This window comes from Clostridium akagii DSM 12554, from assembly GCF_000686725.1.
In the GTDB taxonomy this organism is placed as follows: Bacteria; Bacillota; Clostridia; order Clostridiales; family Clostridiaceae; genus Clostridium_I; species Clostridium_I akagii.
This window is the reverse complement of the sequence record NZ_KK366010.1, coordinates 1,502-26,428: the sequence shown is the minus strand read 5'-3', so window position 1 is coordinate 26,428 and position 24,927 is coordinate 1,502. Positions and strand designations below refer to the sequence as shown.

Annotated in this window: 29 protein-coding genes, 2 pseudogenes and 2 riboswitches; of the genes and pseudogenes, 25 read left to right on the top strand and 6 right to left on the bottom strand. The window is 29.5% G+C overall.

Translation table 11 applies throughout. The features are described from left to right. Positions 1–25: 25 nt before the first annotated feature. From BR66_RS25955 to BR66_RS25950, 3 genes are all read left to right on the top strand, one after another. Positions 26–178, top strand: a complete 153-nt coding sequence (locus tag BR66_RS25955; RefSeq protein ID WP_156946359.1) for a hypothetical protein — start codon at positions 26–28, stop codon at positions 176–178. A gap of 515 nt (positions 179–693) precedes the next feature. Continuing rightward, a complete protein-coding gene (locus BR66_RS0122490; protein WP_026884933.1) occupies positions 694–1,896 on the top strand; it encodes a macrolide family glycosyltransferase in 1,203 nt (400 codons plus the stop codon). 330 nt (positions 1,897–2,226) lie between these two features. Then, positions 2,227–2,400, top strand: a complete 174-nt coding sequence (locus BR66_RS25950) for a hypothetical protein (RefSeq protein ID WP_156946215.1) — start codon at positions 2,227–2,229, stop codon at positions 2,398–2,400. Positions 2,401–2,402: 2 nt separating this feature from the next. On the opposite strand, the gene BR66_RS25425 is transcribed toward BR66_RS25950, so the two are convergent. Continuing rightward, complete coding sequence (locus BR66_RS25425) at positions 2,403–2,570, bottom strand: aspartyl-phosphate phosphatase Spo0E family protein (RefSeq protein WP_084156588.1); 168 nt, start codon at positions 2,568–2,570, stop codon at positions 2,403–2,405. 365 nt (positions 2,571–2,935) lie between these two features. On the opposite strand from BR66_RS25425, the gene BR66_RS26690 reads away from it, so the two are divergent. Continuing rightward, the gene (locus BR66_RS26690) at positions 2,936–3,067 is read left to right on the top strand and encodes a hypothetical protein (RefSeq protein WP_278246829.1); all 132 of its coding nucleotides are present in this window, start codon (positions 2,936–2,938) and stop codon (positions 3,065–3,067) included. On the opposite strand, the gene BR66_RS0122470 is transcribed toward BR66_RS26690, so the two are convergent. Then, positions 3,047–3,856, bottom strand: a complete 810-nt coding sequence (locus BR66_RS0122470) for a nitroreductase family protein (protein WP_026884932.1) — start codon at positions 3,854–3,856, stop codon at positions 3,047–3,049. The two genes, BR66_RS26690 and BR66_RS0122470, sit on opposite strands and share 21 nt — an antisense overlap. Positions 3,857–3,862: 6 nt before the next feature. Further along, positions 3,863–4,120, bottom strand: a pseudogene (locus tag BR66_RS24575) (winged helix-turn-helix transcriptional regulator); the annotation flags it as partial. A gap of 586 nt (positions 4,121–4,706) precedes the next feature. On the opposite strand from BR66_RS24575, the gene BR66_RS0122460 reads away from it, so the two are divergent. Beyond that, positions 4,707–5,000 (top strand): hypothetical protein, encoded by a 294-nt coding sequence (locus BR66_RS0122460; RefSeq protein WP_026884931.1) that lies wholly within the window; start codon positions 4,707–4,709, stop codon positions 4,998–5,000. A gap of 163 nt (positions 5,001–5,163) precedes the next feature. On the opposite strand, the gene BR66_RS0122455 is transcribed toward BR66_RS0122460, so the two are convergent. Continuing rightward, positions 5,164–5,988 (bottom strand): sugar nucleotide-binding protein, encoded by an 825-nt coding sequence (locus BR66_RS0122455; protein ID WP_026884930.1) that lies wholly within the window; start codon positions 5,986–5,988, stop codon positions 5,164–5,166. A 479-nt stretch (positions 5,989–6,467) separates the two neighbouring features. Here BR66_RS0122455 and BR66_RS25945 point away from each other — a divergent pair, with 479 nt between their 5' ends. Then, on the top strand, positions 6,468–6,623 hold the full coding sequence (locus tag BR66_RS25945) for a hypothetical protein (protein WP_156946358.1): 156 nt from the start codon (positions 6,468–6,470) through the stop codon (positions 6,621–6,623). Between the two features lie 12 nt (positions 6,624–6,635). Next, positions 6,636–7,319 carry a GNAT family N-acetyltransferase gene (locus BR66_RS24570; protein ID WP_026884929.1) on the top strand — a complete coding sequence of 228 codons (684 nt, stop codon included), beginning with the start codon at positions 6,636–6,638 and terminating at the stop codon, positions 7,317–7,319. Between the two features lie 108 nt (positions 7,320–7,427). Here BR66_RS24570 and BR66_RS24565 read toward each other — a convergent pair whose 3' ends face one another. Next, positions 7,428–8,252, bottom strand: a complete 825-nt coding sequence (locus BR66_RS24565) for a CPBP family intramembrane glutamic endopeptidase (protein WP_051624354.1) — start codon at positions 8,250–8,252, stop codon at positions 7,428–7,430. A gap of 330 nt (positions 8,253–8,582) precedes the next feature. On the opposite strand from BR66_RS24565, the gene BR66_RS0122435 reads away from it, so the two are divergent. The 12 genes from BR66_RS0122435 (at position 8,583) to BR66_RS0122375 (ending at position 19,518) form a co-directional block, all read left to right on the top strand. Then, positions 8,583–8,813, top strand: a complete 231-nt coding sequence (locus BR66_RS0122435) for a helix-turn-helix transcriptional regulator (protein WP_026884928.1) — start codon at positions 8,583–8,585, stop codon at positions 8,811–8,813. After that, positions 8,803–9,105 (top strand): DUF6442 family protein, encoded by a 303-nt coding sequence (locus tag BR66_RS0122430; protein WP_026884927.1) that lies wholly within the window; start codon positions 8,803–8,805, stop codon positions 9,103–9,105. The genes BR66_RS0122435 and BR66_RS0122430 overlap by 11 nt, the downstream gene beginning before the upstream one ends. Positions 9,106–9,177: 72 nt before the next feature. After that, positions 9,178–9,522 (top strand): class I SAM-dependent methyltransferase, encoded by a 345-nt coding sequence (locus tag BR66_RS0122425; RefSeq protein WP_026884926.1) that lies wholly within the window; start codon positions 9,178–9,180, stop codon positions 9,520–9,522. Beyond that, positions 9,506–9,603, top strand: a riboswitch (TPP riboswitch). Its footprint overlaps the gene before it by 17 nt. Positions 9,604–9,872: 269 nt before the next feature. Next, positions 9,873–10,610: an oxygen-insensitive NADPH nitroreductase gene (gene nfsA / locus BR66_RS0122420; protein ID WP_026884925.1), complete on the top strand. Its 738-nt coding sequence runs from the start codon at positions 9,873–9,875 to the stop codon at positions 10,608–10,610. 108 nt (positions 10,611–10,718) lie between these two features. Continuing rightward, entirely contained in the window at positions 10,719–11,348 is a 630-nt protein-coding gene (locus BR66_RS0122415) for an HD domain-containing protein (protein ID WP_026884924.1), read from the top strand. A 515-nt stretch (positions 11,349–11,863) separates the two neighbouring features. Continuing rightward, complete coding sequence (gene hisS, locus BR66_RS0122410) at positions 11,864–13,159, top strand: histidine--tRNA ligase (RefSeq protein WP_026884923.1); 1,296 nt, start codon at positions 11,864–11,866, stop codon at positions 13,157–13,159. Between the two features lie 435 nt (positions 13,160–13,594). Next, positions 13,595–14,893 carry an MFS transporter gene (locus BR66_RS0122405; RefSeq protein WP_051624353.1) on the top strand — a complete coding sequence of 433 codons (1,299 nt, stop codon included), beginning with the start codon at positions 13,595–13,597 and terminating at the stop codon, positions 14,891–14,893. Positions 14,894–15,208: 315 nt separating this feature from the next. Continuing rightward, a complete protein-coding gene (locus BR66_RS0122400) occupies positions 15,209–16,126 on the top strand; it encodes a class I SAM-dependent methyltransferase (protein WP_026884921.1) in 918 nt (305 codons plus the stop codon). 123 nt (positions 16,127–16,249) lie between these two features. Further along, a riboswitch (TPP riboswitch) is annotated at positions 16,250–16,347 on the top strand. Positions 16,348–16,600: 253 nt separating this feature from the next. Then, positions 16,601–17,377 carry a thiazole synthase gene (locus BR66_RS0122390; protein WP_026884920.1) on the top strand — a complete coding sequence of 259 codons (777 nt, stop codon included), beginning with the start codon at positions 16,601–16,603 and terminating at the stop codon, positions 17,375–17,377. A 13-nt stretch (positions 17,378–17,390) separates the two neighbouring features. Beyond that, positions 17,391–18,548 carry a 2-iminoacetate synthase ThiH gene (thiH, locus tag BR66_RS0122385; RefSeq protein ID WP_026884919.1) on the top strand — a complete coding sequence of 386 codons (1,158 nt, stop codon included), beginning with the start codon at positions 17,391–17,393 and terminating at the stop codon, positions 18,546–18,548. Between the two features lie 263 nt (positions 18,549–18,811). After that, positions 18,812–19,324 (top strand): hypothetical protein, encoded by a 513-nt coding sequence (locus BR66_RS0122380; RefSeq protein WP_026884918.1) that lies wholly within the window; start codon positions 18,812–18,814, stop codon positions 19,322–19,324. Further along, entirely contained in the window at positions 19,321–19,518 is a 198-nt protein-coding gene (locus BR66_RS0122375) for a helix-turn-helix transcriptional regulator (RefSeq protein WP_026884917.1), read from the top strand. The genes BR66_RS0122380 and BR66_RS0122375 overlap by 4 nt, the downstream gene beginning before the upstream one ends. Positions 19,519–19,613: 95 nt before the next feature. On the opposite strand, the gene BR66_RS0122370 is transcribed toward BR66_RS0122375, so the two are convergent. Continuing rightward, positions 19,614–20,183: a TetR/AcrR family transcriptional regulator gene (locus tag BR66_RS0122370; RefSeq protein WP_026884916.1), complete on the bottom strand. Its 570-nt coding sequence runs from the start codon at positions 20,181–20,183 to the stop codon at positions 19,614–19,616. Between the two features lie 154 nt (positions 20,184–20,337). On the opposite strand from BR66_RS0122370, the gene BR66_RS0122365 reads away from it, so the two are divergent. From BR66_RS0122365 to BR66_RS24550, 6 genes and pseudogenes are all read left to right on the top strand, one after another. Beyond that, the gene (locus BR66_RS0122365; RefSeq protein WP_026884915.1) at positions 20,338–20,847 is read left to right on the top strand and encodes an HXXEE domain-containing protein; all 510 of its coding nucleotides are present in this window, start codon (positions 20,338–20,340) and stop codon (positions 20,845–20,847) included. Between the two features lie 507 nt (positions 20,848–21,354). Further along, complete coding sequence (locus tag BR66_RS26895; protein WP_026884914.1) at positions 21,355–21,624, top strand: response regulator; 270 nt, start codon at positions 21,355–21,357, stop codon at positions 21,622–21,624. A gap of 53 nt (positions 21,625–21,677) precedes the next feature. After that, positions 21,678–22,298 carry a winged helix-turn-helix domain-containing protein gene (locus BR66_RS26890; protein WP_423219394.1) on the top strand — a complete coding sequence of 207 codons (621 nt, stop codon included), beginning with the start codon at positions 21,678–21,680 and terminating at the stop codon, positions 22,296–22,298. Between the two features lie 158 nt (positions 22,299–22,456). After that, positions 22,457–23,257 carry an alpha/beta hydrolase gene (locus tag BR66_RS0122350; protein ID WP_026884912.1) on the top strand — a complete coding sequence of 267 codons (801 nt, stop codon included), beginning with the start codon at positions 22,457–22,459 and terminating at the stop codon, positions 23,255–23,257. Continuing rightward, positions 23,254–23,724, top strand: a complete 471-nt coding sequence (locus tag BR66_RS0122345; protein WP_026884911.1) for a GNAT family N-acetyltransferase — start codon at positions 23,254–23,256, stop codon at positions 23,722–23,724. The genes BR66_RS0122350 and BR66_RS0122345 overlap by 4 nt, the downstream gene beginning before the upstream one ends. Before the next feature lie 799 nt (positions 23,725–24,523). Next, a pseudogene (locus tag BR66_RS24550) lies at positions 24,524–24,927 on the top strand (Ig domain-containing protein); the annotation flags it as partial.

Sequence of the window (24,927 nt, the reverse complement as noted above, 5' to 3'; positions counted from 1 at the left end):
TGTACAAAAATGGGGAGGATACACAATGAAATTAATGTGTAAGTGTGGAAATATAGAAGATTTAAAAATAGATAATCAAATAGTGAATTTTGAGATTAGAAACTGTGAAGATGGTACTATAGCATTAGTATGTAAAAAATGTAGCGAAGTTGTGTTTATAACTTTCAAGAATAAGTAAAATTATAAACTATGGGGAAAGCCAAAGGAGAAAAAGTCCTTTGGCTTTCTTTTTGACAAAAATAGCATAATTGAATCTATAATCAATATTGATTCAATTATAGTATACTCAGTAAAATTAAAAAGATACATTAGATCATTGAGAGTACATGAACCAAAAGAACACACCATTTGGAGCACCATTTCATTGATTAGTGAGGAAAAAATAATATTAAAATAGAAAAATTGTTGCCACAATTCAAAAATCTAAATTATAAATTTAAATCTTGGACATAATATCTTGGATTTTATTTTTACAAAGTGATATTATTCCTGGAAGTCTAATTTGATTAATATTTAGCTAGATTTTTTTTATTTTAATCCATTAAAAAAGGTCAATATATAATTTATTGATTTTTAGAATTCCGAGTTGAAATGATTGATGCAACATTTATTAATTAAATTGTTTATTCATATATTGACATAATTAATAATTGTAGTAAAATATCAGTATAAATAAGGTTAGGATGTGAGGATATGTCAAATGTACTTTTTTTAAATATTCCAGCTCATGGTCATATTAATCCAACATTAGGGCTTGTAGATGCGCTAATTAAAGAAGGAGAGAATGTAGTCTATTTTTGCACAGATCAATTTAAAAAGAAAATAGAAAAAACTGGGGCTATATTTAAGAGCTATGCTAATTTTAGGGGAAATCATATTCCAGGAAAAATGAGTACTATTGACGATTATTTAGATATTATAAATAATGATCTTTATAAAAGTCAAGAAACTATAAGTGAAATTTTAGAAAAAATTAAGAACATAAAATTTGATTATATAGTTTACAGTGCTATGTTTCCTTATGCAAATATTATTAGTCAAATATTAAAGATTCCTACTATTTCTTCATTTGCAATATTTGCCACCAAAGAAGAACTAAGGCCAGCGAATTCATTATCTATAAATGAAAATCAAATAAAAAATTATCAAAATACTGGAATTTATAAAAACGTGGCAGGTAAATTAGAAAAAACTTACAATATTAAAATGCCAGAGATAGTTGATATGTATTTTAATATGGGAGATATTAACATTGCATATACTTCTAAATATTTTGTACCACATCCTGAATATTATAGCGAAAATTTTATATTTATTGGTCCACCAATATATGACGGTGAAGATAATTTGGATTTTCCCTTTGAAAAATTAGAAGGTAAGGAAGTAATTTATATTTCATTAGGTACAGTCTTTAACAATACTAGCAGTAAGCTCTATGATATATTCTTTAAAAGTTTTGCAAACAGTGATGTGATTGTAGTTATGTCGGCGTACAATGTAGATTTATCTTCATTTGATATACCAAGTAATTTCATTGTTAGGAATTATGTTCCGCAATCAAAAATTCTAAAGTATACTGATGTTGCTATAACTCATGCAGGAATGAATAGTACAAATGATTTACTATATAATAATATACCTTTTGTAGCAATACCTATAGGAGCAGATCAACCATATATGGCAGGAAGAGCTTCAGAACTTGGAGCAGCTATTTCTCTTGATAAAGACAAACTCACTTCAGAAATTTTAAAAAATTCTGTTAAAGAAGTTTTAATTAATCCAAGTTATCTTGAAAATATTAAAAAGATAAGTAGCTCTTTTAAACAAACAGGGGGGTATCAAAAAGCGGTTGAAGAGATTTTTAAGTTAAAAAAAGAAAAACATATTTTTGATTAATAACATAAAAAAATATATTTAAGTTCAATATTGTGTACGTAATAATTAATAAGGAAATTATGGGAGGACTAGTCTTATGCTCTCCTTTATTTATAATGAATGCATATAAATATTTATATTATTATTTTTATACATAATAAAGAACGCACCATTTGGTACGTTCATCTTAGGTGAGACCATTTGAATATTAACTATTGTACACACTAATTATCGGTAACATTAAATTATTCTGAACTAGGTCCGGTAACGAATATGTAACAAAGTATTTAACAAATTGTTAAAATATGATATTATTGCAATATAAAGATTTTATATTTGGAGATGTTTAGTGTGGAAAATAATAAATATGAGAACGATATAAAAGAACTTTGTGAACATATGATCTATTTATTAGATAAACTTAAGCAAAGAGGTTTAATAGATGACAAAGAATATGAAAGCCTTACGTATCAAAAGAAAAGATTTTTGGATAGTAGATCTAATAAATTAAAAATGAGAAGATAAAATCAATTGGTACTAAAATTAGGTTTATCATCATAGGAATAATATCTATTAGTAAGCTCGTCCAATTCTGTACTTGATTTAATTACTTTATCGTCGAATATGTCGCACTCATTTAATAACATATAATCTAGTTGCTCTCTCAGAATTTCTATATTTTCATCTAAATTCATAAGTATCAATCCCTTTTGATTATATTTACATATTTGCTATGTCATATATTTGCTATGTCATATAATTGTAATGTACTATATTGGATAAATCAATACAAATAAATTCCTTAAGATATTCTAATAGCTCTAATCATATAGTTTATCTGTAGACAATTAGAAAAAAGAACTCACCATTCGGCACGTTCTAAGGATTGATATACAATAATGTATGATATTTTAAGTTATAACCAATATAGAATATTTTATACATAAATTGATTGAACCATATGGGGAAATATGAACTATTTGGTATAATGGGATAAAAAGGCGAGGAAATCAAATCCAAAAGCTTGAGCTCAAATTAAAATGAATGAAGGTAATTTAAAATGAATAGACCCAAACCAAAGCTGATTGAAACTAAAGATGCTTGGATAGTAACGGACGGTTGGATAGGTGATGCACATTTTAGAGTACTTAAACAACCAAGCGAGAAAACATTAAATCCAAGTAACATCTAATGGTCTGCGATCAACCATTCTCTTATAACTATATTTGGGATAACCAATCATAATTGCTCCGGTTATAATCTTATCATCTGAAATGTTGAACAACTTTAATACTGGAGAATCCTTTGCAAATGCGCACATTTCAAAGACTCCGGCCCAACAAGTGCCTAGCCCAAAAGTAGTTGCAAACAACGTTAGGTAGTCAAGTGATAACATTGTATTTTCTCGGCCATTTTTAAAATCCTTTGGAGTTGTTGCCAAAATAAGATATGGACAATCACGTAGGATTGTATCTGTGCCAGTCTCTCTGTAAGCATGAACATGGTATGGAAAACTATAGTGTGAAGAAGAATTTTTAATTTCTGATTCCATCCACTCTATAGTTATCTCAGTAGCTTTTTTAATTATCTCCTTATTTTCTACAATAATGTATGATACATCTTGCCTATTACTAGCAGTGGGGGCGAAACGCGCAATATCCACTAATTTTTCTAATTGGTCACGAGGTACAGCTTTATTTTTATAACAGCGAATTGATCGACGTGACCTAAGAAATTGTTCAGCCGTTTCTGAATTTATAAAAAGAGAATCGTTAATTACGGATTGATTAGCTAGTGGTGTCTTAATATTGTCAATGGCTCTACGAGGACATATAGCAACACACTGTCCACACTTCATACATGATTGTGGGCTGATTGCTATAGGACCATCTTCTCCCATACATAAAACATTTAACGGACACACATTCACGCAAAATCCACATTTAATACATTTAGATTGGTTCACTTTAATCAAGTCCATTGGTTTTCACTCCTTTTTATCTTTATAATGAAATAACTCATTCTTTTCTCTGGACATTTGATCTTTGCCCCATTCTGAAATCAGCGTCATTATAGGAATAAGATTTTTTGAATGCTCAGTTAGAAAATATTCAACATGTGGTGGTATTACGGAATGTTGAATACGTATGACAAGGCCATATTCTTCTAAATCCTGCAATGAACGAGTTAGCATAATGTTAGTAATTCCATTTAAATTTCTTTTTATTTGGTTATAACGCAGACCTCCATCCGATAATTACCATATAATTGGAAGTCTCCATTTCCCGCCTATAATGTTTAGTGCATGTAAAATGGGGAAATCATCACCATAAATATTTTTCCTATTCATTTTTTATTTCTCCTTGCTTAATCATTAGTCGTAGAATGATTTGCTAAAATACCTCTCCACAACACCTATTATACGCCCAGGCAACAATTAAGCTAGTACGCACATTTTTGTGCCTTTACTAAATATTAAGTTTATGCTACCTATTTTCTTTGATTAACTACGTCTCATTTAACTATAGTTATATGAGACAAGGAAAAGGTAAGAGAATAAAGAGAATAAACGTTGATAATAGGTCCCAATAGTGTATCATGTGATTTGTATAATTATATTATGTTGAACTAACTTTTATAAATGGATAAAGTACAAAAGCTTCAAGCCTATTTAATGATTTCAACTCAATTGTTATTGTGTGGAATTCATACTCTATAATCTCAATAATTACAATCTACCATTTAATCAATATTATGGTATAATATTGTATATGTTTGAGTTATATTTGTTAATTATTGTTCACTAAATTAAAAAAGTGAGGTTGAAGATTATGAAAATAGAATTAAAAAAGAATACACCAATTATAATAGCAATTATAATTGCTTCAATTTTCACCATTGTATTTTCATCACTAACTATTAGTAATAGTAATAGTAATAGTAATAGTAATAGTTATGTATTTCGTATTTTAACTCAAGGAAGTTTATGTCTAATAATGTTGTTAAGTGGTCTTAATTCTTTCAGTTACCAAAAACAAAGAGTGTTAGGTTTTTTCATGTGCATTGTTTCTGCATTTTTACTATTTGTGATGATTTCGACAATAATTAAATCAGCTGGTATTTAATACATAATATTCGTATATTGTTCATTAGATTTAATCATTATGAAAGCCACACAATTACTATCGTGTGGCTTTCGATTTTTCTATTTAAGTATCTTAAACGAAGGTTTATGGTACTATTTTTCTTAGAGTGGGGGTTGTCGTAAATGTTGGTGTTTTGGGGGTATTAGGCAAAAAAAACCATAGTTAAATAATTCACTACATCTTTATTTGTAATTTTAAAATTGCTAGGTATATCTGTATGAATAGTTGAAATTGCTAAATAATATTTTTCTGAAGGTAATTTAGTAATTTTAAATTTAATATCCTTGTACTCTAATTTTTCTATGATTTCCTCTATAAATTCTTGATAATTTACTACATCATTAGTAGATAAATGATATACACCTTTAAAATTATTTCTAATAATATAATGAATCTGTTTTGCTAACATAACATCAGTATTATTTGTTAAATAATAATTAGAGTACACAGGTATTTCTTCATGCTTTTTTAACATTTCAACTAAATTGTTAAATCTCGGTGAATTCTTACCCCAAATACAAGGTAATCTAATTATGCATAACTTATCTTTTAATATTAGAGCTAATTCTTTTTCACATTTAATTTTAAATTTTCCATAATCACTTTCAGCCGATACACAATCATATTCGTAATGAACTTTATCTACTTCATTATCAAACACATTAGCAGAAGAGCAAAAATACAACTTACCGTTTATTCTGCTTAAATAATTTTCTATTTCTTTGTGTATCTTAAATTGTTCATTAAAATCACCACTTAAACATGAAATTATGATATTCGGTTTTACTGTTTTTATTATTTCTTTTATATCATTTAAATTATCTATATCTAGTTTAAATAAATTATTTGCATTTTTATTATTATATTCACTGTGATATGTACCATAGACATCATAATCATTTTCTAATTCATTAATTAAAGCTTTCCCAACTAATCCACTTCCACCTAAAACCAAAATTTTATCCACTATATAAGCACCTTCCTTACAATAATTTCAATGATATTATCTAATTTTTCTATAGAATTTACCTCCATTCAAATAAATTTTATTAACATCTTAATTCCTTTATAAATTTCAAAAAGAAATTAAACGCTGATAATTTGTTACCATAAAGTATAAATACTTGTCCCATTTTAAAACAATTATTAATTGATTTTATGCTTTAGAATATTATAAGTCCTAAATTATCAATATTAAAGTAAATAATTACAAACAATTACAAATAATTATTTCCCATCATTGATTAGTATCTGCAATAAAACATAAGCCTTTTTTATATACTTGCTTTTTTCTACACTATTTCTGCAGATGTGCGTGTAAAGATATAACAACATGATATATAAGGTGTTGTGGTAGTAAGTTGACAATAGTTATTCATAATGTTTGTCAAAACACACCAAAAATGTTTCTTTATTGGCATATTTATTTGATGAGGAGGAATTTACGTGAGGATCGAAACTACAAATATATTAACAGAAAATCAGATGAGTGAAATTATAAATTTAGAAACAGTCGCTTTTCATGAAGATATTTTAGAAAATCATGCTTTTTTATCAAACGAAATTAACTTTGATAAAACATTGCAGTGCTTCTACATGTGATATGAAAATGATGTGCTGATTGCTTTTTTAACTACATTTATGCCAACTTTTTATGAAGCGGAAATATTAGCGGTTACACATCCAGAGCAGAGATTAAAGGGATGCTTTAAAAAACTGTTGAAGCTAGCTAAAGAAACGTTATTATCGGTGGGGATAAATAGGTTTTTGTTAGTTGTAGAACCGAAAAGCAAAAGCGGTGCAGGGGTTTTAAAAAATTTTGAGTGTGCTAAGTTGGATCACTCAGAATACAAGATGTCTCATAATGGGTTGAAAACTCTGCCACAATACTCGGATTTACAGTTTTTTGAGGTGAATAATCAAAACAAAGAAATATTTGCAGAAAGTACACGGGATGTTTTTCCAGATTTAGAGGAAAGCAATAATTTTATTGATACTATAATTTCTTCTAAATACCGAAAGGGATATATATCCTGCAAAGATGGGATTCCAGTAGGTGTTTTTACCTTTAATTATGAGGAAGTTGATACTTTTCTCTATGGCGTGGGTATTGTTACAAAATACCGTGGAAAAGGATTTGGAAAGCAAATGGTTGAGTTTGCCTTGACTGAGGGACTAGCCAAATCTGATAAAGTAGTGCTTGATGTGGATTCAGAAAATCCAACGGCTTTTCATTTATATAAGAAGTGTGGATTTAAGATCGATTTTCAAGTTGATTATTATAGATGTGAATTTTAGTAATACAATGCAGATTTAGGTTTTATACTGAAATAATTTATAAGGAATTGTTTCGTTGCAAAAAAATGCTGTTGTACTAATTTCTTAGAGTAGCAGCATTTTTCATTTTCAATTTTTTAAATACCTTGGAGTTGTAGAGTTAAAACATACTTTAATAAACCCAAATATTAAAATTGTACCTAATATAACACCTAAAATACCTTCTCCATTAATGGTTACTAAATTTCCACGTATAATTCCATACTGATTCTTGTATATATCACCAAGCATCATTACATTTATTGAATTCCATACAGAATGAATAAATAGAACAGGTATTATATTATCTGATAAGTAATAACAATATGAAGAAGGAAAACTAAAGGTAAATGCAGCTAAAGCTTGGATAATACAAAGCAAAAATGGATTTGGTAAGCCTGTTGTTTTTGCAAGTAAAAACACTATTGGAACATGATACAAACCCCATACAATACCTACTATTATGGTGGATTTGGTTTTACCATATATTTTAGTAAGTTTAGGAAGAAGATAACCCCTCCAACCATATTCTTCACCTAATGCAAAGGGCAAAGTTAAGATAGAAGCAAATATAAGATATATAATGTCTCTTGTTACAGGGATTTTTTCAGAAGTTAATGTTCCTATACCTGTAGTAAATGCTATAAGAGAACATATCATTATAAATAGTATAGGATAGAATATACCAAATAACATTGCTTTTTTATTAATTCTATTTGTAAAACATTCGTATATTTTATCTTTTCTTTTATACTGGATGTCATTAAAAATCAAAGCTAGTATCCCAGGTATAAACATAATTAGTGTAAAAAGCTTAAGACCTGTATTAGGATGAATAAATAAAGTAGCTGTAATAATCCAAGTAATTAAAAGTACGGACACTATATAAGTTTTTGCATATTTTTTTTCATTCATTTAAATCACTCCAAATCCGACACATTTTTTTATGGAAGTTTTTATAATCTTCCTCGCATATTTTTTAGTTCAAGTTTTATTAGTATAAATTATTAATATATTCTCTTTTCCCATCATAATTACAAATTCATTTTATAACCTAAACTTTTCTTTTTTATTAAGCAATTCTTACAAAATGATTAAGTTTATATATCATATAAAGTAGGAGTTTAAAAATAACTTCTGATTTTTATTTTTATTTGCAAATGACAAGTTCACTATTCTTTATGACAAGTTAACTTGACAATAAAAATTATATTTAATATAATAAAATTAACAGGAGGTAGTTTAATGAATGAAAAAATTGTTTTGAAAAATCATTTAAAAGTAGCCAGAGCTGAGAAAAATTTTTCACAAGAACAACTTGCTATTCTGGCCAGTGTGACACGACAAACAATAAGTTCAATAGAAACTGGGCAATATTGTCCAACTGCAAAATTAGCATTAATGATTTGTAAGGCGCTGGATAAAAAATTTGAAGAACTATTTTATTTTGAGGAGGAAAATGACAATGTTAATTAAAAATATAGATAAAGATGAAAGAGCAACATTTATAGAAAATAAAAGTTTTAAATATGGATATAATTTTATTTCAATTGCATTACTTCTTGATGTTGTGTACAGAGGTATATGGCTTAATCAATCATCATGGGACTTACTTGGAATAGTTATGTTAAGCGCTTTACCAACAACTGTATACCAGTATAAACAGAAAATATTTACAAGGAGTTGGAAAATATCAATATTATTTCTGTTTATATTTACAGCCATTTTGGGTGTAGCATTAGCTTTTATATTAAAAAAATTTAGTTAGTTTAATAAGTATTTACAAGATGCTAGTAGCTTGATCATGAAATATAGTACACAGTTTTATAAAGGGAGGTTTATGCATACTTTTCGTAAATCACGACAAAAAGGCTTTGAAATTGACCACCCTGCCACTTGCGCTGACAAGCAAAAGCGTATTCAGTCATTAGTAATAGAAAAGCCTGTTAATTTAAACTATGTATCTGTAGATTTTACAGAAAAAAACTGGGAGAGTAAATTAATTGCTAGTTCAAAATTCAATCAAAGCAAAATGAGCTTTTGCAGTTTACTTGGATTAAGCTACTATCTTTCTAAAGAGACTTTTTCAGAAACAATCAGCTCTATTTCAAGTGTAGGTACCAAAGGTAGTACTATTGTTTTTGATTATCCAGATGAGGATACTTATGCTCAACAGGCAGGGTAACTAATATAGTTGAGAAGGATAAAACCTGACCCTTAGAACCTGTCAGTTAATACTAACGTAGGGAGCAAGCATGAATTTTGATATGATGCAGATGCTTTAATCTATACGATTGAATGGAAATAGTGTAGTGATTTCTTTGCATTGAGTATTTATTAGCTTATAATAAGACTATAAGTGAGTGGTATTAGGAAATAATTGGAATTGTGAAAAATGTATCATAAATAGTTAAATATTTAGTATTCATAGGGTTTCTTATAATGATTTTTATTGAGGTAGATATTATTTACTTGGTTAAAAAGTTTGAATTTTGTTTAGAATAGATGCTATAAACTAAAAAGGTGGTAAAGAATATGAATGAAACTATAAATTTATTAAAAGCTCACAGATCTATAAGAAAATATAAAAATCAACCTATTGAAGATGAAAAGATAAAAGCAATTATAGAATGTGCGCAAAGTGCTTCCACTTCTAGTTTTATCCAAGCCTACACAATTATAAGTGTAAAAGATAAAGAAAAGAGAAAAAGTATAGCATATTTTTCAGGGGAGCAAAGTTATGTGGAACAGTGTCCATTATTTTTAGTCTTCTGCGCTGATTTAAACCGCAATAAAATAGCCTGTGAAACAAATAATAAAACTATGGAAGAGGGATATACCGAAGCTTTTATTCTTGCAACTACAGATGCCACTCTCGCTGCTCAAAATGCTATGATTGCTGCAGAATCATTAGGGTTAGGCGGAGTTTATATAGGGGGAATAAGAAACAAACCATCAGAAATATGCAAAATTTTAAGTATACCTTCTAGTGTATACCCTGTATTTGGAATGTGTATTGGTTATCCAGATGATAATCCGGATAAAAAAGAAAGATTACCATTAGATGTAGTGTTTAAAACGGATGAGTATAACATAGATGGTGATTCTAAAAGAATAGAACAATATGATGCCAAAACTATGGCTTATTACAAAAAAAGGACCGATGGAAAAAGATCAGACACATGGACATCTCAGGTTTCTTCTATGATGAGTAAGCCTCAACGTCCACATATGAAAAACTTTTTAGATAACCAAGGTTTTAAGATGAAATGAATTGGTCATAAATTAATTGCTATTAACAATAGTAATTTATAAAGTAAATACACGGAGATTTGATAAACTAAAGGACAAGGCATAGTACAACTATACAAGGAGGAAAATATGTTTCCAAATAGAGAAATGGCTGAAAAGGAATTAGAGATAGCAGGACAGTTAAACAAAGGACCATGGGCAAAACATTCTATGAATGTAGGACTAGCGGCTGAAATCATTGCTGAAAAATGTGGCAATCTTAACTCAGACAAAGCATATGTGTTAGGACTTCTTCATGATATAGGTAGAAGATATGGTGTAAGTGCAAGAAGACATGGTATTGACGGATATAAATTTATGATGGAAAAAGGTTGGGATGAAGTGGCTAGAATTTGTTTGACTCATTCATTCCCAGATCCTAACTTTGATAAAGAAATAGGCAAAAATGACATGAATGAAGAACAAAGCGAATTTGTTAAGAAGTATTTAAATGAGATGACTTATGATGACTACGATAAACTGTTGATTGTTTGTGATTCACTTGCAGACGACAAAGGATTTTGCATGTTAGAAAAAAGGTTCGTTAATACAACAAGACGCTATGGAATATTTACATTTACTGTGGAACGTTGGAATGCAACATTTGAGATGAAGGAGTATTTTGAACAACAAATGAGTTGTTCTATATATGATATTCTTCCAAATGTAAAAGAAACCACATTTATAGATGCACCACTATGGAAACCACCAGTAAAATAGACAAATTAAATAAATGGTTCACAATCATATGAATAGGGAGCAGTCATAGTAAGCAGATATTTTATGGTAATCTCCTGTTTTTTGCGTTTCATTGGGCTTAAGGATGTATTCGGGGAAAAAATCCACATCATTTCTTAGTCAGGAGGTTTTATTATACTACATTCTTTTGGGACATAGTCACTTGCGGTATACTAAGACATTATCACGATTAGATCAGAAAATTAATAATATAAAAGATCATATTATTGACGTTTACTATAGTTTAATATATAATATTACTAATATAAACTCAGGAGGACTATTATGGAAGCACTTATTATAAATGGTATAAAATTATTACATCATCATTACTAGAGACTTGATCTGTTGAAGCAGATACAAGCCTATTTCAGTAGACTTGTGTCTCTAGGTAATGATAAATTAAGTGCAATCATGATTTATTGAACCGTGTGGGATATTTTGCCTACATGGTTTTTTTGTTATATAAAAATAAAATAAGATATGGGGTTAATAAAATGAAGAAGAATATTATAAAACCAAGTATATTAGCGGGATTTATGGAGTTATTACCTAAAGAACAAGAAATATTTAATGACATAGTGGATAAAATTACAGATGTTTATAAAAATAATGGATGCATGTCTGTAGATACACCAATAATAGAGAAAGCAGAGGTTTTACTTGCTAAGGGTGGTGGAGAAACAGAAAAGCAAGTATATAGTTTTCAAAAGGGTAAAAATAATTTAGCATTAAGGTTTGATCTAACAGTACCTTTTGCAAGGTATGTAGCTCAATACTATAATGATTTAATCTTTCCGTTTAAAAGATATCAACTAGGAAAAGTGTATAGAGGTGAACGAAATCAGAAAGGCAGGTATAGAGAGTTTTATCAATGTGATGTTGATGTCATTGGTAAAGATAAATTAAGTATAAATAACGATGCTTGGGTTATAAGTTTAGCAGACAAGGCTTTTAGAAATATAGGAGTAGCAAATTATGAGTTTCAAATTAGTAATAGGAAAATATTAAAAGGTATACTAAGTGAATTGGACATAGAAAATGCTACTGATGTGATGATTTTAATTGATAAATATGATAAGATTGGTCAAAAATGTTTTGAAAAGGAGCTTGTAAATATTATTGGCAATGAAAAAAGCAAATATTTAAATAGGATATTTAATATCCAAGGAACTAATGAAATAATATTAGATGAACTATTGAAACTTGATATTAAAAATGATTATTTTCTTGAAGGAATAAATGAGTTAAGTCAGGTTAAATCAATGCTAGAAATTCTAGATGTAGATAGTAAACAATTCAGAATAAATCTAAAGATTATTAGAGGCTTAGATTACTATACGGGGACAGTTTTTGAAACAATCTTAGTAGGAAATCAAAATTATGGTTCCATTTGTTCTGGGGGAAGATATGATAACTTGGCAGAAAATTATACAGATAATTTATTGCCAGGGGTTGGGATTTCAATAGGAATAACTAGATTATTTTTCGTGTTAAAAGAAATAGGGTTTATAGAAAATTATAAAATAAAAGATGCATTAGACTATCTAATAATACCAATTGGAGACACCATGAATTACTGCGTAAAAGTTATGAAATGCTTAGAGGAAAATGGTTACGGGGTAACAGTGTATTTTGAGGATAATTCATTAAAGAAAAAAATGCAATATGCTAATAAATTAGGTGTAGAAAATGTGATTTTAATTGGGGAAGAAGAGATGATAAAAAATGAAGTAAAAATAAAAAATATGTGGTCTGGTGAGGATAAGAATATTGATTATAAATTATTATAAATCAATAAAATCAATTTAATGTTGAAGATTTTAGAAGAAAATAATTAGGGTGAAATAAGTTTTTTATAAGTGAGTAATGTGAAAAAAAGACGACGTAACTATTAAAATGAAAATACGAACAATGTTCTTTGAAAATTCAATAATGCGGTGTTAAAAATAAAAATCATTTACTATTTTATACATAAGTAGTAATATAATATCATTGAAATTAAGATCAGATTAAGACGAATCGGTAATTTAAGATGAATTACCGATTATGTATATATTGTTGTATAAGGAGGTGCTATCGGTGATTTGCGCTACTTTAGCTCTATACAAAATCCGAATGGGACAGACGTTTGTATGGAGCAATAATAAAAATAAATAACTATTTTATGTCCAAATACGGATTTTGTTTCTACTAATTATTTTAAATATAATTAAAGGAGCAAAATAATGATAAAATTAAATAAGTTTTCAGGAATGAAAGATTTTTTATTACTTTGGAGTAGCCAGTCTATTTCGATACTAGGTTCTTCTTTGACAAGCTACGCATTAATCATTTGGGTATATCAGCAAAAATCAACAGCTACAAGTATCACAATGCTTTCTTTTTGCGCATTATTACCACAAATTTTGTTTAGTTTTGTAGCAGGAACAATAGTTGATAAATATAATAAAAAAATAATCATGTTATTAGGCGTCGCTTTATCTGCACTTGGAACGTTGACTGTTTTTATCCTTTTTACAACAGGAAATTTGCACATATTGCATATCTATATTATTAATTTTCTTCTAAGTTTTATTGGCGCTTTTCAAAATCCTGCTTCGTATGTTGCAGAAAGTCTGCTCGTTCCGCGAGAGCATTATATTCGTGCAAGTGGATTACAAGCATTTTCGGGTTCAATTATATCTATTACATCTCCTGCACTTGCTACAGCGTTACTTGTCTTTGGTGGGCTTTCGATTATATTTGTAATCGACTTAATCTCCTTTGTATTTGCCTTTGTATCATTACTGTTTTTTATAAAAATACCTTCCTTACAAACCGATGGTAGAAAAGGAAAAGAGCCATTTGTTAAACGATGTTTTGATGGCATAAATTTTTTGCGGAATAATAATGCTCTTTTACAAATTATAATATTCTTTTCCTTTATCAATTTGCTTTCATATATGACTGAGTATGGTATAATGCCAGCCATGATACTTGCAAGGTCGGGCAACAATAAAACTGTGCTAGGATTAGTTTCTTCTTTTATCGGCATTGGTACATTGGTTGGCAGCTCTATTGTAACAGTAATGAAACCACCTAAGAGCAAAACTAAGGTTATATTTATTTCTTTAGCCGCCTCATTTTTACTCACTAATGAATTGTGGGCAATTGGGCGGAATGTTTGGGTTTGGATATTTGCGGCGTTTGCTGGTAATGTTCTAATTCCATTTATAGGTGTTAATATGACGACAATCATGCGTACTAACATACCAATAGAAATGCAAGGTAGAGTATTTGCTGCCCGAGATACCCTTCAATTTTTTACTAGACCATTAGGACTATTTCTTGGTGGCTTCCTAGCAGATAATATATTTGAGCCATTTATGAAAACCGCTTTGCCTTTACAACAAATTCTTTCAACAGTATTTGGAATAGGAAAAGGTTCTGGAATGGCAATTATGTTTTTTATTACTGGTACAGTAGGATGCATTGCAAGTCTAATTGCATTAAAAAAATCAAAATATAGAGAATTGGATACTTAAGTTTACACAGTAAATAATCCAAATCTACAGTAAACTTTTTATACAATATTTATTTCGGAATATTCATTTAAGCACCACATTATTATTGGCTCTGGATGTTAACAAGAGTATAAAAAAACGTCATAAATATGAATTTTGAGGTGACGAACTGTGATAATTAAAGAAGCAACTAAGAATGATTTAATTTCAATTAAATGTGAATATTTTGTAAATTAACTATCTTTTCTACCTCTATTATACCACAAAATAAGGAAAATTTCAAGTCTTGTACTGTTGCCAATAAAAATGGTATTAATTATTAGAGGTGATAATTTTATGGAGAAAAAAAGTATGACAGCACTCGTAAGTGCATTTTCAAGAGCATATCATTCAGCACAAAATTCGGAGAAAGTATTTGATGATTATTTGGCAAAAAAAATATTTAGAAAGGATGAATACGAACAAATTGCAAGTAATATGTCAAAAGGAATATCTTTTTTCAATCCATCTTTTGTTGGTACGGAGGAAGAAGCTTTGCGTTGGATTGTTAATAATAATTTATCTCCAACTCCACTTGGTAGAGCGGCATTCGCAGAAGAGGCACTTGAAAATGCTGTGAGAGTTTGTGGTGCAGAGCAATACTTGATTTTCGCTGCAGGCTATGATACATTTGCATATCGTCAACCTGACTGGGCGGCAAAAATTCAAATCTTTGAAATTGACCAGCCTGCTACTGGCGCTGACAAGCAAAAGCGTATTCAGTCATTAGTAGTAGAAAAGCCTGTTAATTTAAACTATGTATCTGTAGATTTTACAGAAAGAAACTGGGAGAGTAAAATAATTGCTAGTTCAGAATTTAATCAAAGCAAAATGAGTTTTTGCAGTTTACTTGGACTAAGCTACTATCTTTCTAAAGAGACTTTTTCAGAAACAATCAGCACTATTTCAAGTATAGTTCCCAAAGGTAGTACTATTGTTTTTGATTATCCAGATGAGGATACTTATGCTCAAGAGGCAGGGGAAAGGGTTAAAAAATCAATTGCACTTGCTAGTGCAGCAAATGAAAAAATGCTTGCAAGTTATTCTTATTTAGAGCTAGAAAGATTATTATCTCATGGAAGTTTCTCGATTTATAAACATTTGAAACCAAGTGAAATAACTAATCAGTATTTCAAAAAATATAATCAGTCCAATTCAAAATGTCCTATAAAAGCCTTTGATAATGTGAATTATTGTTTGGCGATTAAGAAATAAAATCAATATGAAAAAATGAGTAGATCTTTACTAAATGGTTTTATATTAAAGTAGCAAAGAATATCTATCAAGAGTATTGCATTAAAAATAAATTTATGTCATACTTAGAATAAGTTAATTTAATATGAATTGTAGGGGAACTAATATAGTTGAGAAGGATAAAACCTGACCCTTAGAACCTGTCAGTTAATACTGCCGTAGGGAACAAGCATGAATTTTGATATGATGCAGATGCTTTAATCTATACGATTGAAGCATCTTTTTGACGTTAAGTAAACTTAAAATGGAGTAACACGTAACTTTTATGTGAATTTACAAAAGCATAAAAAGGGGTACACCACCGCGGGTGTATTTACTTTTTATGCTTTTTTTTATTCAAAAGGAGGGTTTAAAATCATAATAAATGGTAAACAAATGAATTTCAAGACTGGAATTACAACTAGTGAAATGTTAACAAATTAGGGGGAAAAAAACATGGAAAACAATACTGACAAACTTATTATAGGTAAACATGAATTTAGTTCGCGATTTATATTAGGATCTGGGAAATATTCACTTGATCTAATAAATGCAGCGGTTGAAAATGCTGGTGCCGAGATCATTACGTTAGCATTACGTCGCGCTAATTTGGGAGGTGCTGCTAATATTTTAGATTATATACCTAAAAACGTTACATTACTTCCAAATACATCAGGAGCTCGTAATTCTGAAGAAGCAGTTCGAATTGCACATTTAGCTCGTGAACTTGGATGTGGAGATTTTATTAAAATTGAAGTTATTCGTGATTCAAAATATCTGCTACCTGATAATTATGAAACATTAAAAGCCACTGAAATTCTTGCAAATGAGGGATTTATAGTAATGCCTTATATGTATCCAGATTTAAACGTTGCAAGAGATATGGTAAATGCAGGAGCTGCAGCTATTATGCCACTTGCGGCACCTATTGGATCAAATAAAGGATTATGTACACGTGATTTTATTAAAATTTTAGTTGATGAGATTGAACTTCCAATTATTGTGGATGCAGGAATTGGTCGACCTTCTCAGGCCTGTGAAGCTATGGAAATGGGAGCTGCTGCTATTATGGTTAATACTGCAGTTGCCTCGGCAGGTAATATTCCAGCTATGGCGGATGCTTTTAAGAAGGCAATAGAAGCAGGAAGAGGCGCATATCTTTCAGGGCTTGGTAGCATTATTTATAAAGGTGCGTCGGCTTCATCACCATTAACTGGATTTCTTGAAAATTAAGGAGGGGATTTAAATGGAACAACGTGTTGATCATATGAAATATATGGAAGGTATGGAGGAGATTAAATCTAAAGTAATGGATCAGGTCATCTCAAAAATGGAAGCATATGATTCTGAAAAATATACAGCTCATAATGTGATTGAGGCTCTTAAGAAAGATGTGTTAGATATTGAAGATTTTGCAGCTTTATTGTCACCAGCAGCGTTACCTTTTCTTGAGGATATGGCTAGGCGCGCTAAATTAGAAACACATAAGCATTTTGGAAATTCAATTTATATGTTTACTCCAATTTATATTTCTAATTATTGTGAAAACTATTGTATTTATTGTGGTTTTAACCGCTATAATAAAATTAAGCGCGCTAGACTCAATGCAGAGGAAATAGAAAAAGAAATGCAAAGTATTGCTAAAACCGGATTACAAGAAATATTAATTCTTACTGGTGAAAGTCGTAGTATGTCGGATGTTTCTTATATTGGTGAAGCCTGCAAGATAGCTAGAAAACATTTTAAGGTGGTTGGTCTTGAAGTATATCCAATGAACTCAGATGAATATGCATACATACATAAATGTGGTGCGGATTTTGTTACCGTATTTCAGGAAACTTATAATTCAGATAAATATGAAACATTGCATTTAGAGGGACACAAACGTGTTTTCCCTTATCGTTTTAACGCACAGGAAAGAGCATTAAAAGGTGGAATGCGCGGTGTTGGATTTGCAGCACTTTTGGGATTAGATGACTTTAGAAAGGATGCCTTTGCAACAGGACTTCATGCATACATTCTTCAACGTAAGTATCCACATGCTGAAATTGCCATCTCATGTCCAAGGTTATGTCCAATAATTAATAATGATAAAATTAATCCAAAAGATGTACATGAGAAGCAGCTGCTACAGATAATTACTGCATATAGAATATTTTTGCCTTTTGCAAACATTACCATATCAACCCGTGAACGTGCTGGTTTTCGTGATAATGTAATTGGACTTGCAGCAACTAAAATTTCAGCTGGAGTTTCAGTTGGAATAGGCGGTCACAGTGATAATGAAGAAGCTAAAGGTGATGAACAATTTGAGATTTCGGACCCCCGCACAGTATCAGAAATATCTGATGTAATTGCAAGTCATGGTCTTCAACCAGTTATGAGTGATTATATATATGTATAAAAAGATATCAATTAATTTTGTTGAATAAAATTATATGATACAGTTAGTAGCGTTAGCTTATACAAATGAAACCCTCGACAATTAATAAATTAGTCGGGGGTTTATTGGGTGGATTTTAATTTTAGTTGGAAAAATTTATCTCAATAATAATGGAGTATTTAAATAAAATATTCAAATCAAAATGTAAAGAAGTATTGACATTTACCTAAATGTTATTGTATTATAAATGTAAAGATGTTTTAACATTTAGGAGGAGAGACAAGATGTTAAAAAAAAGAGATGAGCGCGTTAAAATTGCTAGAAATATTACAATTCGTTATACGTACTTTTTTGAAATATTGCTAATACCAGTTATATTTATTGCATCAAGTATATATAAGAATGTAGTGGTTTTATCACCAATATATTTATTTAAATCTTTAATTCATATTTCTATTTCACTTAATCAAAATATAGTAATTATAATTAGCACACAAATTTTAGTATTATTTATTACACAAGCAATATTTAATAAACGCTTAGGTGGTAAACGTGAACCTTTAGTTAGCGGAACTAACAGTTTCAGATTTATGGATGAAAGGGAGCGTATCGTTGCAGATGAATCAATTTTCGTAACCTTTGTTTATATTAATATTTTTTTTATTATTTGGGGCATTTACGATATTTTTGCCAAGGGAGAACTTGGAATATCAATTATAATAATAGTACTGCAAATTATTTTTTATATTGTAGCTAAATTTATAATATTATGCGGTTTTGGTGAGAAAATATCATGAAAAATTATATTAAGAAATACAGAAAACAATATAAATTAACACAAGAAGAGCTTGCTAATATTTTAGGGGTTACTCGTCAAACAATTATAGCCATAGAAAATGATAAATACAATCCAACCTTAGAATTAGCCATGCGTTTGGCAAAATATCTAAATGTTCCAGTGGAAGAGTTATTTGTGTTATCACAAAAGTAACACTAATGAGACTGGATATTGTAAATATTGAAAATGAATTATTTTGAAATTTTTTATGGAATTAAAGTTACAATACATTAAATCGTAAATATTATTTATTCGCATGGATATTCAAACACTTCTGCTAATTTCAAAAAAAGCTGAGTATGATTGAACAATTGTTTATATCCATTATTTTGAAGACACCATTTAATTGAAGTCATAACAAGTGATGCATATAACTCAGACAAATAGTCTAAAACGTCATGGGATTGCTTATTTTGTAAGCAATGCTGCTCGTAAAAACTTTCTTTTAAGAAATCAGACAAGTCATCATACAAATGAATGGTATCCGTATTAATTTTAAAGAGCGCTAAAATCTCTTCTCGTTTGACAGATAGAATTTGATATAATGGTTTTATAATCATGAGGGTATCTTCCGCAGTAGTACAGCAAAATCGATCTTTAACACCAGCTTTTAGTAAATCAAATACTTCATTGCAAAGAATTTCAGCCAGCTGATATTTATCTGGATAATGCTTGTAAAAAGTAGAGCGGTTAATCAAAGCAGTATCCAATATATCCTGCACTGTTATTTTGTAAAAGTCTTTTTTATCCAGTAAGTAAATAAAAGATGTCTCAATATTTTTTTTTGTCTTTATAACACGCAAATCATTTTGATTCATTTAGAATTCCTCCTTACCTTTATTTTAAAACACTTTGTACAGATAAACAACATTATGTATGCTTTTCGTTGCTTAATTATATAATCATTGAAAATCTGATGGTTGAAACATTAAAGCAGATGATTAAAATAGAGAACAAAGGGGGGAATAAGAAATGAATGAATTAAAATGGTTTGTTTGGTTGTTTCCATTGTTGTTTATTGTACATGATATGGAAGAAATCATTATGGCAAAGTACTGGTGTGCAAAAGGTTTTAAACAATATATCCATCTTCCAATAACACCATTTGGAGGCACAAAAAGCACAGCTGGTATTGCCATAGGTGTATATGAAGAGCTAATTTTGTGGATGATTGCAACTATGATTGGTAATATAAGTGGATTTTATGGATTATGGTACGGCTTACTCGTAGCTAATATCGTGCATCTGATTTTATTTCATATTATATTATTACCATTGTCTTACCGCCATTATGTCCCTGGGGAAGTAACGGCATGGCTGACGGTTATTCCATGCTGTTATATTTTAAAACTTGCCCAAAACATCCTTGGCTACTCTGCTGGTGAAGTCGCTATCTGGGTAACTATTGCAATTGTATTTGGGTTCATAAACATGAAAATACTACATAATAACATTAACCAGCTTGCCAGATTAGTGGAATGATTATGTAAGGGTAGGTCTAGCACCAGCATATGTACAAATTTGCTGGTATTACTAATATTTAATACAAATGAATCTTAAAACGGCCACAGCGAGTAAATATCACTATGATCGTTTAATTTTCACTTATTTTGTTTTTTTTATCATTAATTTCTCCTTTCTAATTGTTAATCCAGGGGAATATAATTAAAATCTCACGACCTCTCACACCACGATTTCGAAGTAAATTCAAATAAAATTGCTTACTGGTCATAAAAACTATAAGTTAATATTTTTTACGATAATAGAATTTTAATGATATTTTAATGATAGCTAAAAATAAGGTTGTAAAAAAAGTGTAATACATACAACAATACTAAAGAAACTAGAAACAAGCATTGCTACTGTAAGACTCACAAGAGCAATATCATAGCCTATTGAACCTGTTTGTTGCATTATCAATTTATTTCGTTCATCAATTTTTTCAATATAAAACTGCCTAAGATTATAATCATTGAAGATTCTGAAACTATGAGGTTGGAACTAAGTGAACTTTTAAATAGATATGGATATAGCACAGACGCTCCTAATTTTTTCGATGATATTCTGCAATATATTAATTCGGCTAATCCAGATTTAATTCTTTTAGATATAAATTTACCAGTGTATGATGGATACTATTTGTGTAAAGAAATCAGAAAAAAATCTCAAATACCAATTATTGTAGTTACAAGTAGAGCTAGTGAATTTGATGAACTGATGATTTCATTACAAAGCCTTATAATACTCAAATTTTACTAGTAAGAATATCTTCTGTATTAAAAAGAACATATGCCAATTCTAAAGATACAGATATGTTAATTCATAAAGGCTTGCAATTAAGTCTGGCAAATGGAAGTATAATGTTTGGAGAAAAAACAATAGAGCTTACAAAAAATGAATTGAAAATATTAAGCTTTTTAATAAAAAATAAGAGTAATATAGTATCACGAGAAGAATTAATGGAATACTTATGGTCATCAGATTACTATAATAATTTACTAAAAAACCTAGAAGGCCTAGACAGAAAATATTTGTTAAGTGAAATAATAACTGAACCTGAATTTATGGATGGAAAAATCCTTTATGAAATAATAACTGTTACAAATAGAGATATGCTTGAACATATAAAAGAGTTCAGTGAGCAGCAACGAGAATACAAGAAATATATTGAGTCCTGGGTTCATGAAATTAAAACACCTATTGCATGCGGAAAACTTATAAATGGTAAGGATATAACAAAAATGAAAGTTAAAGATTTAGAAGAGAGGAACTTGGTTTTATATTTGAAGATTTTAAGGAAAATAGGAGTAGAAGAAGGAATAATCAATAAATCCATTTTTATTCAAACAACAATTTATTTTTTTACACCTTTGGGTTTGGCTTTAATACATTCTATTATAGGTGCAAAAAACATTATTAAGAACAGTAATTAGACAATATAAAATCTTATTAATAAAGGAATATGAAGCTCATTTGTAGAAGTTTATTAAGAAACATCCAAGAATATTATCATGGAACTTAAAATTATATAGAAAATTACAGGGTATAACTATAAGCAAAATTATAAATTTAACAAATGAGGTGCAAAAAAATGAATAAATCAAAAGTAGAAAAAGTCGAATCTTATAGTGATATACTTGGTAAAGAAATGACCATGCTGGTGTATTTACCTGAATGCTATAATAGTTTAACTCCTTTACCCGTATTATATTTTCTACATGGAAGAAGCGGGAGTGAAAATATAATGTTTGAAATGGATATTAACACTAAAGTTGATGAAATGATCAATAAAAGGGAAATTGCTCCTATGATAATTGCATGTCCAAGAATTGAAAACAGCCGGGGGTTGAATTCATCCTTAATATGTAAACAAATGCCTAATCCTAAAGATAATAATAGAATCATAAATTTAGGAATGTATGAAGATTATTTTATAAAAGAAATAGTACCTTTAACAGATAAAACCTTCAATACTATAAAAGATAGAAAGGGGAGATATATTGGTGGAATATCTGCAGGTGGCTACGTAGCCCTTCACAATACATTTAGGCATCAGCAGATGTTTTCAAAGGTTGGAGGTCATATGCCGGCTTTAGAATTGGAACTTGAAGAGGAAGACAAGCCATATTTTAAAAATATGGCTGTATGGGAAAAATATGATCCAATATTTATTGCTAGAAACCATAATATTTCTTCTGATCTTGATGTCTATCTTGATGCTGGAGATAAGGATGAAGGCAAATTTTATGAAGGATGTTCAATTTTACACCAAATATTGAAAGAAAAAGGCATAAATCCTCAAAATAATGTATTCCCTGGCAATCATAGTGCTGAGTATATACAATCCAATATTGAAAAATATCTAAAATTTTATGCTGGAGGTAGTTTATGATAATTAGAGAAATACAAGAAAAAGATAATGAACAAGTTGAGTCGCTTATCAGAACTTGTTTAATAGAATTTGGAGCAAATAAGCCAGGATGTGCATGGGAAGATGACAATTTAGGGAAATTTTATCAAGTTTATCAAAATGAAAAATCTAAATATTGGGTTGCTCTAGAGAATAATAAAATAGTAGCCGGTTGTGGTATTGGTCCTTTAACTAATACAGAAGATATATGTGAATTACAGAAAATGTATTCTCTAAAAGATGTGAGAGGTACTGGAATTGCGAAAGAACTACTAAAAATTTCTTTGGAATTTGCAAAAAAGTATTATAAAAAGTGTTATCTTGAGACCTTTGAAAACATGGTTGCGGCCAATAAATTTTATAAAAAAAATGAATTTATTCAATTAGAAAAACCGATAGTTGAAACAGAACATTATGCTTGCGATGTTTGGTATATAAAAATTTTATAGAATAGCATAGATGCATTTATTATTATATACTTGTGAAAATATCATATAAGAATGGTAAATAAAATTAAAAAATATATATTGGGGTGTGGCTATTGATAAATGAAAAAAATAGATTGTACTAGCAGTTTTTGAATTATTCATATAAAGATTTTAAAGAATTATTTAAAAAATCAAAAACGAGGGAAGAACAAGATTTCTATATTTTATTGTCTGATATAGTGCTGCAAAAGGAACAAAAAAGATCAATAGGGAAAGAGATATAATCTCACAAAAATATTCACACATCTTTCCAATACAAGTGTTATTTAGATTTAGATTGGCTTAGTGAGCAAAAGTAGGGAAATGCAGTAATACTAATATTTACATAAAAGAGTAGAAAAGTAAAAAATCGATAAAACAAATCTGATGGTCGAGAGTTAGACTCCCTCTGGGTGCACCACCAAAGCCAACAAAATTAGTGTTTGTTGGCTTTTACTTTTGCATTAAATCAAGTTTATTTACAATAGGGTTGGAATTTCAAACAGCTATTTTTTTATACTTGTTTATTGAATGTATGAAAAAACATCGGGGAAATTTCACGCTCGTGGTTATTTTATTGCGTTTGATTTTTCAATAGTTGGTAATGGTTATATATACATGCTAGATTTAAACTTACTTAAAGTGACAATAAAAAATAAAAATGTATCTATGTGAATAATTTAGAGTTTATGGTGATTTATGCAGATAAATATTGTATAATGTATTTGAAAAATTATTATTTGTATTGGAATAAAATAAAATTATGCCGGGGGAAGTTTCAATGAAAAGAAAAAAATTATTATCGTTAACACTTGCAATTTTTTTATGCGTATCAATTTTAGTGTTAATGAATGGACAAACTGTAAAAGCAGACACGCCTGCATCAACTACGGAAGTAGGAGTCACCTATGACAGTCATGTAGAAAACATTGGATGGCAACCATGGGTTAGCGATGGTGCAGAAGCAGGAACTGATGGAAGGGGTCTTAGAGTTGAGGCACTTAAAGTCAATTTAACAAATGCTCCAGCAGGTGCTCATGTAGATGTACAGGCACATGTGGAAAATATAGGTTGGCAAAATACAGTTAAAGATGGACAAGAAGCTGGTACAGATGGTAAAGCTCTTAGAGTTGAAGCTATTAAATTAACATTAGAGAATATGCCAGGCTATTCAATACAATACAG

What these genes read in the sequence shown, in the direction of transcription:
- nfsA (WP_026884925.1), top strand. Translation starts at nt 9,873, where the DNA reads ATGAATGAAACTATAAATTTATTAAAAGCTCACAGATCTATAAGAAAA.
- BR66_RS0122470 (WP_026884932.1), bottom strand. Translation starts at nt 3,856, where the DNA reads ATGGACTTGATTAAAGTGAACCAATCTAAATGTATTAAATGTGGATTT.
- BR66_RS26890 (WP_423219394.1), top strand. Translation starts at nt 21,678, where the DNA reads ATGTTAATTCATAAAGGCTTGCAATTAAGTCTGGCAAATGGAAGTATA.
- BR66_RS24565 (WP_051624354.1), bottom strand. Translation starts at nt 8,252, where the DNA reads ATGAATGAAAAAAAATATGCAAAAACTTATATAGTGTCCGTACTTTTA.
- BR66_RS0122365 (WP_026884915.1), top strand. Translation starts at nt 20,338, where the DNA reads ATGAATGAATTAAAATGGTTTGTTTGGTTGTTTCCATTGTTGTTTATT.
- BR66_RS25425 (WP_084156588.1), bottom strand. Translation starts at nt 2,570, where the DNA reads ATGAATTTAGATGAAAATATAGAAATTCTGAGAGAGCAACTAGATTAT.
- BR66_RS26895 (WP_026884914.1), top strand. Translation starts at nt 21,355, where the DNA reads ATGAGGTTGGAACTAAGTGAACTTTTAAATAGATATGGATATAGCACA.
- hisS (WP_026884923.1), top strand. Translation starts at nt 11,864, where the DNA reads ATGAAGAAGAATATTATAAAACCAAGTATATTAGCGGGATTTATGGAG.
- BR66_RS0122375 (WP_026884917.1), top strand. Translation starts at nt 19,321, where the DNA reads ATGAAAAATTATATTAAGAAATACAGAAAACAATATAAATTAACACAA.
- BR66_RS0122430 (WP_026884927.1), top strand. Translation starts at nt 8,803, where the DNA reads ATGTTAATTAAAAATATAGATAAAGATGAAAGAGCAACATTTATAGAA.
- BR66_RS0122460 (WP_026884931.1), top strand. Translation starts at nt 4,707, where the DNA reads ATGAAAATAGAATTAAAAAAGAATACACCAATTATAATAGCAATTATA.
- BR66_RS0122350 (WP_026884912.1), top strand. Translation starts at nt 22,457, where the DNA reads ATGAATAAATCAAAAGTAGAAAAAGTCGAATCTTATAGTGATATACTT.
- BR66_RS0122390 (WP_026884920.1), top strand. Translation starts at nt 16,601, where the DNA reads ATGGAAAACAATACTGACAAACTTATTATAGGTAAACATGAATTTAGT.
- BR66_RS0122490 (WP_026884933.1), top strand. Translation starts at nt 694, where the DNA reads ATGTCAAATGTACTTTTTTTAAATATTCCAGCTCATGGTCATATTAAT.
- BR66_RS0122345 (WP_026884911.1), top strand. Translation starts at nt 23,254, where the DNA reads ATGATAATTAGAGAAATACAAGAAAAAGATAATGAACAAGTTGAGTCG.
- BR66_RS0122380 (WP_026884918.1), top strand. Translation starts at nt 18,812, where the DNA reads ATGTTAAAAAAAAGAGATGAGCGCGTTAAAATTGCTAGAAATATTACA.
- BR66_RS26690 (WP_278246829.1), top strand. Translation starts at nt 2,936, where the DNA reads ATGAATAGACCCAAACCAAAGCTGATTGAAACTAAAGATGCTTGGATA.
- BR66_RS0122415 (WP_026884924.1), top strand. Translation starts at nt 10,719, where the DNA reads ATGTTTCCAAATAGAGAAATGGCTGAAAAGGAATTAGAGATAGCAGGA.
- BR66_RS0122405 (WP_051624353.1), top strand. Translation starts at nt 13,595, where the DNA reads ATGATAAAATTAAATAAGTTTTCAGGAATGAAAGATTTTTTATTACTT.
- BR66_RS0122425 (WP_026884926.1), top strand. Translation starts at nt 9,178, where the DNA reads ATGCATACTTTTCGTAAATCACGACAAAAAGGCTTTGAAATTGACCAC.
- BR66_RS0122370 (WP_026884916.1), bottom strand. Translation starts at nt 20,183, where the DNA reads ATGAATCAAAATGATTTGCGTGTTATAAAGACAAAAAAAAATATTGAG.
- BR66_RS25955 (WP_156946359.1), top strand. Translation starts at nt 26, where the DNA reads ATGAAATTAATGTGTAAGTGTGGAAATATAGAAGATTTAAAAATAGAT.
- BR66_RS0122400 (WP_026884921.1), top strand. Translation starts at nt 15,209, where the DNA reads ATGGAGAAAAAAAGTATGACAGCACTCGTAAGTGCATTTTCAAGAGCA.
- thiH (WP_026884919.1), top strand. Translation starts at nt 17,391, where the DNA reads ATGGAACAACGTGTTGATCATATGAAATATATGGAAGGTATGGAGGAG.
- BR66_RS0122435 (WP_026884928.1), top strand. Translation starts at nt 8,583, where the DNA reads ATGAATGAAAAAATTGTTTTGAAAAATCATTTAAAAGTAGCCAGAGCT.